We start from the raw sequence: 8,772 nt of genomic DNA, 5'->3' as shown, positions 1-8,772 counted from the left end.
CGCCCCTCGAGCCGCTGGAGCATCTCCGTCGCCGCGGCGGGGGACCGATCGAGTAACGCCGCGAGTTGGCCCGACGACACCGGCGGGGACGAGCGTCGCTCGACGACGAGCAGACCGAGGAGGTACTCCGACTCCGCGGTCACGCGAGCTCACCCTCGGACGGACGGGACCGGGAGCGCCCGTCGACCAGGCGCTCTTCTCCGGGACTGGCGCGTTCGCGCTCGACGCGCGTCGGCGCCCTGTCGACGCGCGTCTCGACCGACATCTCAGCGCACCTCCGGGGCGAACACCCGATCGACGCGGCCGATCGGGTCCGAGCCGGCGACGGATCGAAACGCGATCCGCCAGCCGTCGTCAGACGCTTCCATGCGCGTGGGGACCCACGCGTCCTCACAGCGGTGGACGGCGAGCGCGATCGGGAGCAGCGGCAGTCGGCCGCAGTGCGGTCGAAGCGCGTACCCCGAGACGTCGACCACGAGGTTCGCAGGTCCCTCTTCGACGTCCGCCGGTCCAGTCACCGTCGTGCCGCGTCGGAAGAGGCCGACCTCCCGGAGGACGGAGAGCGACTCCTCGACCGTCCGCCGGTCCGGAGACTGCGCGAGAGAGGCCGCCGAGCCGTCGGGAGCGTACTCCAGTCGGCCCGCCGCCGCCGACAGGAGCGTCACCTGTTCGGACGGCGACAACCGGTCCCCGAGTTCGACGGCCATGCTCTCCAGCAGGCGGACGCACAGTCCGTCCGGGTCGGCGAGCTCCTCGGCGTGCACGAAGTACGCGTTCATGATCGCGGATTCGACGAGGTCGTAGCCGTGTCGCGAGAGCGTCTCGAAGACCGCCGCGGCGACGCGGTGACAGAACTCCACGAGCTCGCGAGCGACCGCGGGCCGGCGGTTCACCACGGGCTCTGAGAGGGACCAGTCGCGAGTGCCGTGCTCCGACTCACAGCACGTCCTGATCGGGGTCGTTCCGCCCATTCGATCCACCTCCTGGCAGACGACGATGTCGTAGTACGGGACCTGCGGGTCGTACCGGCGCAGGGCTCGCCGGTACCGCGTCGTCGCGTGGGCGGCCGCCCTGGCCGTCGCCCGCGTCTCGAACCGGAGATCGGACGCCGGAACGGGACGGTCGCCGTATCTCGCACAGACGAGGGCGTAGTCCCCGTCTTCGCTGGCCAGCGACTCGATGTGGTCGCGGAGCTCCGTGAGCGTCGTTCCGATCACGGACGGACCACCTCCCCGGTCGGATTCGGTCCGAGTCGGCCCGCCGTCCGAGTCGCGCCGGCTCCGAGCGGGCGGAGCCATCGACGAGCGCCGCCGATCGCGCTCCCCGTCCGCCGTCGAGCGAGCGTCGTCGTCGATCGTCGGTCGTACATAGGTGTGCGTCACTCCGTGAAGCGCGGGTGCGTCTCCCGGTCGTCGGGTTGCGGTCCGGCGAACCGGCCCCGCGCGACCGTGGCAGTCGGTTTCGTGGTCATGTTACCGTCGGACGTCGACCGGCCGTTCGGCGGCGATGAACGGTTCGTCGCTCCCCGCGGACAGCGCCATGCCGCCGCCGTCGAGCCGACACACCCGCACCGCGGGCGGGTCCGGGATACCGTACTCCGCGGGGTCTCCGAACGTGCCGGCGATGGCCCACTCGCGGGCCCGCATTCACAGGTCCCCCGCGACGATCTCCGCGACCCGCTGCCGGTCGAACAGCTCCTCGTCGCCGAACTCGTCCGGATACTGATCCCGAGCCACCAGCTCCGTCTGGAAGAGGTTCGTGATCGGTCCCTGTTCGGCGGTCCCTCCCTTGAACACTCGCCCCTCCCGCACCGCGGTGAGTTCGCTGCCGACGGAGTCGTTCTCCATCGGCTCGACGTACGCCTCGGCGAACTCCTCGTCGGAGTAGGTGACACCCCAGTGGACGAACAGCTGGTCGGGGTCGTACTCGACCAGCGTCTCGTAGTCCGTCTCGCCGTTCTCGCCGGTCTCCGCGTCGGCGAAGGCGTCTCGGATCCCGAGGTCGCGGTAGTGTTTCATCTCGTAGCCCGCCGCGGTCGGGTCCATCACGTAGAACGTTCCCTCGCTCGGATCTGAGCCGCCGTTCACGAGGCCGATCGACGGTCGCTCGTCCTCCGGCGGCAGCCGCGACTCGATCTCGGCGAGCATCTCGTCGTGGACCTCCGCGAACGCCTCGTACCGCTCCTCTTCTCGAAACAGCCGCGAGACCCGCTCGAACGATTCGTACAATCCGTAGAACTCGTACTCCTCGCCCCACGAGTCGTCGCGTTCGCGGCGGATGAAGCTCCCGAAGAACGGGGCGACGTTCTCGGCGACCTCGTCGGTGTCCTCGTTGTCCCAGTCGAAGTACACGCTCGGGAGGTTGGGGTCGATCAGGTGCACGTCCGCGTCGATCTCGTAGAAAACCTCCTTGTCGATCTCCTCGCCGCCGCCCCTGAGGTCGGTCACGTCGTCGGTGGGGAACTCCACGCCGTCGAGCTCCGAGTAGAAGAGGTCGTTGAGCTCGCTCTGTCCGCCGTACGCGAGGTCCGTGCCGACGAGGTCGTCGGCCCGCCCGAGCGCGATGGCCATCTCCGCCCAGGCCTCCTTGTACGTGACGTACCTCTCCGGTACGTCCTCGAACGTCACGGTGCCCGCGGGCTCCATGGAGACCGTGTAGGAGTCGTCCCCGGTGGACTCGTCATCCTCGGCGGACTCGTCGTCCGCACTACCGCCCTCGTCTGCAGCGCGTCCCGTACAGCCCGCGAGTAGTCCGCCGCCGACGACCGTTCCGCCGTACTTCACGTAGTCTCTGCGCGTCTGTGTGTCTCGGAACGGATCCTGTCTCGGCATAGTTTTAGGCCCACCTAAACAACCTTAACTCCTACGATTTTTAGGCAAGCCTAAAATATTGGGGAGGACGCCTCCAGTCAGACGCCGTCCGTGATGATCCCGGCCACCCGCTCGTGATCGAACAGTCGTTCGCGCTCGTCGAACGCGGGATACGTGTCGCCGTTCTCGTAGGCCGGCCACGCGCGGAACTCTCTTTCGGGCCGCCGTCAGGCGCTTGGTTCGTTCGATCTCGCACTCGGCCGCGGTTGACCTGCTCTTCATTGTGGTTGAACTACTCTTCACTGTCGGACTCTCACACGTACGCACGAATCTCCTCGTCGTCGATCACGTCGAGGAGTCGATCCGGTCCGATGACCTCGACCAGTCGCCGAAGACCGCGCTCTGTTGCCGCCTCGACCTCTCGGTCGGTCCGTCGCGTCTCGAACGCTCGATCGATATAGGCCTCTCGAAGGTCCGTCAGTCGGTCTTCGGGAAGGTCAGCTTCCGACTCGCCGTCGAACCACGTGCGCCAGCGGTCGCGTTCGGCCCACTCGCCCGCGAACTCGGCGTCGGATCTGAGCCAATCGTAGTGCGGTGCGACCCCGCCCGAGTACCCGCGCTCGGTTCTGCGATCTTCTAACAGACATCGGGCGACGTGCGCGCCGTGACCCGCAACGACGATGGCCTGCGCGCTTCGATCGCCGGCCGGTGACGCCACGTACAACCCGTCGACTGACGTTCGACCGTCCTCGTCTGGATACTCCGGGTCGAAGCGCTCCTCGACCTCGCCGTGGTGCTCCTGTCGCTTGAACATGGCGTCATCGTCCAGCCCGCGGAGATACGAGCCGTCGTACCACGCTGCAGCGACGACGTGCGTTGCGGAGTGTACCCCTCCGGTCTGTGTCTCGACGACGAACCGCTCGTCCGCGTCCGGCCGTGTGACCGATTCCACGCGCTCCTTGACGACGTCACAGCCCGCCTCGCTGACGTGGGCGTGCATGAGATCCGTGAAGTCTTCAACGGAGATACCAGCGGGGAATCCGAGGTAGTTCTCCAGATAGGCACACCGCGGCAGGGCCGCGCTCCCCTTGTCGAAGACGACCGTGTCGAGGCCGTAGCGTGCGGTGAACACGCCCGCCGAACAGCCCGCTGGCCCGCCGCCCACCACGATCACGTCGTGGTGCGACGTCGGTTCAGGCGTCCCCATTGACGATGTCCGCGACTCGCTGGCGGTCGAACAGCTCCTCGTCGCCGAACTCGTCCGGATACACTCCTCGCGCGGCCATCTCCAACTGGAAGAGGTGGATGATCGGTCCCTGGTAGGTCTGTCCCGCATAGAACACGCGACCGTCCTGTACCGCGGAGAGGTCGCTCGCCACGTCGTGGTCCTCCAGGTGGTCGACGATGTTGCTCTGGAAGTGTTCGTCCGAAATCTCGCCTTCGATCCGAACGGCGATCGCGTCCGGATCGATGTCGAGAAGCGTCTCGTAGTCGATCGTCCCGCCACCGGCTTGGGCGTCCACGACGTCGTTTTCGGCCAGCGCGTCACCGACCTCCAAGTCGCGCCACTGTTTCGACTGCGTTCCCGCGCCGATGCGGTACGGGTAGTACGATTCGGGCGGGGTTTCGGCGGGAACGAGGATGGCGATGTCGGGCCCCTCGTCCGGAAGGCGGGATCGGACGCGTTCGAGCACTTCGTCGTGATACGCTTGGAACGCCTCGTATCGCTCCTCTTCTCCGAAGACCTCCGAGAGCTTCTCGAAGGCTTCGTACAGCGAGTAGTACCGGTAGTCGTGCCAGTCGTACACCTGCGTGAAGACCGTGTTCCCGAACCACGGTGCGACGTTCTCGCGGATCTCCTCGACGTCGTCTTCGCTCCACTCGAGGCGGTTGATCATGAAGTTCGGATCGACGACGTGGAGGTCCGCGTCCAGTTCGTAGAAAACCTCCTTCCCGGTTCCCTCGTCGTAGAGCTCCGTGAGATCGTCCTTCTCGACGGAAACGTCCGGCAGCTCTTCGTACAGGTGCGCGCCGAATCGGGCGCTGACCCCGATCGCTTCGAGACCGTCGGCCCGTCCGAGAGCGACGCCCATGTCGGCGTAATCACCCGTGTACGGAATCCACGTCTCGGGGGGCTCCTCGAACTCGACCTCACCGACCGGTTCCATCGTCACCGAGTAGCTCTCATCCTCGGGTTCAGTCTCCTCAGCTGACGTGTCGTCCCCGGAACTGTCGCCACCGCCGTCGCCGGTACACCCCGCGAGCAGCCCGCCGCCGACGACCGCGCCGCCGTACTTCACATAATCTCTCCGCGTCGGTGCCTCCTGCCGAATCGTCTCGTTGTCGTCGCTCATTGTTAGATGTCTCCGTTGATGATGTCCGCAACGCGCTGGCGGTCGAACAGCTGTTCGTCTTCGGGTGTCTCGCCGAGGCCGTGCCACTCTCCGAACTCCTCTGAATAGAGCTGTTTGGCGACCATCTCGGTCTGGAACATGTTGACGATCGGCCCTTGGACGGCGGTTCCACCGGGATATATCTGATCTTCTTTCACGGCTGTCACCTCGCTCATAACGGAATCCTCGCGGAGCGTCTGGGTCTGTTCGGTGACGAACTCTTCATCGGCGACGCCATTGTCGAGAAAGATCATTTCCGGATCGGCTTCGAGCAGCCCCTCTCCGTCGGTCGTCGTCCAGAACGGACCGTCGAACTCGGCGTCCGCGAACGCGTTCACGACACCGAGTTCGCGGTACTGTTTCTTGCTGTAGGTGCGGACCTCGCCGTCACGGACGACCTCGGGGGTCGTCTCCTCGAAGTAGATGACGTTCGCGTACACCTCGCCGCTGAAAATCCCGCCGACCATCACCGTCGGTCGCTCCGATTCAGGCGGGAGTCGACTGGTGACCTCGTCGATCAGCTCGCGGTTGACTTCGATGATCGCCTCCGCGCGGTCCTGCTCTTGAAACACCTGTCCGTAGATCTCGGTCTGCTCGTAGAGGTCGAGATACGGATACGGCTCGCCGTCGCCGTACTTGTAGAAGCCGTCGGCTCGTGGGCCACGCGCTCGCTGACCGAAAATCGGGCCGACGTTCTCCTCTATCTCTGAGATGTCCGCGGCGTCGAGTTCCCAGCTCATCATCAGGTTCGGGTCGATAGTGATGATGTCGGGGGCAATCTCGTAGAACACCTCTTTGTCCGCCTTGCCGTCGGTCATCAACGATGTGTCGAAATCGGTTTCGGGGTCGACGCCTGGGAGTTGCTCGTAGAAATGCGTCGGCCACTTCTCGTAGGAGAACGCATCGACGGTGTCGCTGTGGCCGAGCGCCGTCACGACGTCCGCGACGAACCCCTCGGAATCAAATAAGCTCTCGGGCACCGAATCGAACTCGAGGTCGCCCACCGGCGGCATCGATGCCGTCCACGACTCGGACGCGTCCGATTCCTCCTCGGTCGTATTGTCCGATTCCTGCGTCGTCTCGGTTTCGCCGCCGGTACACCCCGCGAGCAGCCCACCGCCGACGACCGTTCCGCCGTACTTCACGTAGTCTCGCCGCGTCGGTGCTCCCTGTCGAATCGTCTCGTTGTCGTCACTCATTGTTAGATGTCTCCGTTGATGATGTCCGCGACGCGCTGGCGGTCGAACAGCTGTTCCTCTTCGGGAATCTCGCCCAGACCAGGGAACTCGCCGAAAGTCTCCGGGTACAGGTACTTCGCCGTCAGTTCGCTGTAGAACAGGTACGCAACGGGACCGGCGTACGGCGTCCCACCCGGGTAGTACGCGTCGTTCTGGATCGCGGTGAGCTCGCTTCCGACCTCGTGTTCGCTCACTTCCTCCACGGTGTCTTCGTGGCTCACACCTTCGACGTCGCCGTAGAAGAGCGACGAGGCTTGGATGAGCACGTCCGGATCGATTTCCAAGAGCGTCTCGAAATCGACGGCGGTCCCGAACTCGAAGGGCACGTCGTCGCCGTACGTCTCCCGAATCGCACTTCGAGCTCCGACCTCCCGGTAGTGCCGCGTGTGGATCCCACCGTCTTCGATGTCGTACGTGTAGAACTCGCCGTCGTAGTATCCGACCTGCATAACCGTCGGTCGTTCCTCTTCGGGCGGTAAGTCGGAGTGGATGGTTTCGGTCAGATCCTCGTCGACCTCTCTGAGCGCGGCGACCCGGTCCTGCGCTTCGAACGCCTCACCGAACTTCTCGTAGAGGTCGAACAGCGTGTAGTACGTGTACGTCTCGTCGCCGTCGTAGCCCTCTGTCCAACTGTACCGGTTGGCGAAGAAGGGGGCGACGTTCCGTTCCAGTTCCTCGATGTCGCTCTCGTCGAGCCCTTCGAGCGTCGGCGCACGGAGGGGATCGACCGCGATCAGGTCCGGATCGATTTCGTAGAGTACCTCTTTGTCTATTTGGTCCCCGTAGAAGCTCTCGATTCCGTCGAGATCGATCGACACGCCGGGCAAAGTTTCGTGTAGTGTGAACCACAGACTGTCGGGACGAGCGGCCCCGACGACTGCGTCACCGTGGCCGAGTTCGTACGCGATGTGGATCCACTGCCGGTCGAACGCCACCACTCTCTTCGGTGGCGCGTCGAACTCCACTTTGCCCACCGGCGAGAGGTCGACCGTGTAGCGCTCGTCGTCGGCCGCGTCCGACTCCTCGCTGCTCGACTCGTTCGACGTCGAATCGTCGCTCTCGGGGCCGTCGCCGGTACAGCCGGCGAGCAGTCCACCGCCGACGACCGTTCCGCCGTACTTTACGTAATCGCGCCGCGTCGGTGCCTCGCGTCGGATCGTGTCGTCGTTGTCGTTCATTGTTAGAAGTCTCCGTTGATGATGTCCGCGACGCGCTCGCGGTCGAACAGCTGTTCCTCTTCGGGAACGTTCGGATACTGTTCGGGATCGAACGCGCCGAATTCCTCCGGGTACAGCTGTCTCGCGGTCAACTCGGTCTGGAACAGGTTGACGATTGGACCCTGTTCGCCCCACGCGCCGGGGAGGATGCGCTCCTCTTGGACCGCCGTCAACTCCTGGCCGACCGAGTGGTCCTGCATGGGTTCGAGCCACGTCTCGCGGAACAGCTCGTTGTCGAACCGGTGTCCGTTCTCGGGCGCGCCGTCTGAGGAACCTTGGTGGCCGATACCCCAGTGGATCACCAACACTTCAGGGTCGACCTCAAGCAGATACTCGTAATCGGCCTCGGTGTTGCCACTCTCAGTGTCCTGGAACGCGCTGATAACCCCGAGATCGCGGTAGGTCTTCAGCTCGTAGCCGTCGGCGGTCACGTCCATCGGATAAAAGAGGTTCTCTGATGGCTTTGACCCAGAGTTGATCAACCCGATCTCGGGGCGGTCGTCCTCGGGCGGGAGCCGCGACTGTACCTCGGCGAGAACCTCGTCGTGGATCTCGGCGAGCGCCTCGTAGCGGTCCTCCTTTCGGAACACCTGTGCGACCTTTTCGAAGGCTTCGTACAGCGAGTACAGCGGGTAGTCGATCTCCTCGCGGAACGGTCGTCGGCGCCGGCAGTTGTTCCCGCAGATCGGGCCCACGGCCTCCGAAATCTCCTCGATGTCGTCGTCGTCCCAGCTGTCGTCCCAGTACTTGATCGCGGCGGGATCGAGGAAGTGGACGTTCGCGTCGGTTTCGTAGAAGACCTCCTTGTCGTACCCGCCGTCCTTCCAAAAGCTCACGCTCGCGTCCCTGTCGATCGAGACGTCGAACACGTCGTAGAACAGCTGCGGGGCCGGGTACGAGCCGTTCGAGAGGATCCCGTCTTCGACGCCGAGTGCGACGCCCATGTCGACCCACGCGCCGCCTTCGGCGACCCACGTCTCCGGGACCGAGTCGAAGCTGACGTTCCCGGCCGGCTCGATATCTACTTCGTACGAGGTGTCTTCGGAGGTGTCTTCGGAGGTGTCTGCCGACTCGTTCGTCGTGTCTCCGGATCCGCTCCCGCCGGTACACCCTG

General features: G+C 64.7%; 8 protein-coding genes. All 8 read right to left on the bottom strand.

Annotated elements, in window-relative coordinates:
* Positions 1-266: 266 nt before the first annotated feature.
* Positions 267-1,217: a hypothetical protein gene (locus U4E84_RS15535; RefSeq protein WP_322533030.1), complete on the bottom strand. Its 951-nt coding sequence runs from the start codon at positions 1,215-1,217 to the stop codon at positions 267-269.
* A gap of 255 nt (positions 1,218-1,472) precedes the next feature.
* A complete protein-coding gene (locus U4E84_RS15530) occupies positions 1,473-1,646 on the bottom strand; it encodes a hypothetical protein (RefSeq protein ID WP_322533029.1) in 174 nt (57 codons plus the stop codon).
* Complete coding sequence (locus tag U4E84_RS15525; protein WP_322533028.1) at positions 1,647-2,831, bottom strand: ABC transporter substrate-binding protein; 1,185 nt, start codon at positions 2,829-2,831, stop codon at positions 1,647-1,649.
* A 292-nt stretch (positions 2,832-3,123) separates the two neighbouring features.
* Positions 3,124-4,017, bottom strand: coding sequence for an NAD(P)/FAD-dependent oxidoreductase (locus tag U4E84_RS15520; protein ID WP_322533027.1), 894 nt, complete (start codon positions 4,015-4,017; stop codon positions 3,124-3,126).
* Positions 4,004-5,164 carry an ABC transporter substrate-binding protein gene (locus tag U4E84_RS15515; protein ID WP_322533026.1) on the bottom strand — a complete coding sequence of 387 codons (1,161 nt, stop codon included), beginning with the start codon at positions 5,162-5,164 and terminating at the stop codon, positions 4,004-4,006. Before U4E84_RS15515 ends, U4E84_RS15520 begins: the two co-directional genes overlap by 14 nt.
* Before the next feature lie 2 nt (positions 5,165-5,166).
* Positions 5,167-6,402: an ABC transporter substrate-binding protein gene (locus U4E84_RS15510; RefSeq protein WP_322533025.1), complete on the bottom strand. Its 1,236-nt coding sequence runs from the start codon at positions 6,400-6,402 to the stop codon at positions 5,167-5,169.
* Positions 6,403-6,404: 2 nt separating this feature from the next.
* Positions 6,405-7,619: an ABC transporter substrate-binding protein gene (locus U4E84_RS15505; protein WP_322533023.1), complete on the bottom strand. Its 1,215-nt coding sequence runs from the start codon at positions 7,617-7,619 to the stop codon at positions 6,405-6,407.
* A gap of 2 nt (positions 7,620-7,621) precedes the next feature.
* Positions 7,622-8,772: ABC transporter substrate-binding protein (locus U4E84_RS15500; RefSeq protein WP_322533022.1), on the bottom strand; the 1,151-nt coding region annotated here is incomplete at its 5' end.

It is taken from the genome of Halorubrum sp. AD140 (genome assembly GCF_034497445.1).
Classification (GTDB): Archaea; Halobacteriota; Halobacteria; order Halobacteriales; family Haloferacaceae; genus Halorubrum.
The sequence above is the reverse complement of the archived record's forward strand: the minus strand, read 5'-3'. Positions and strand labels throughout refer to the sequence as shown.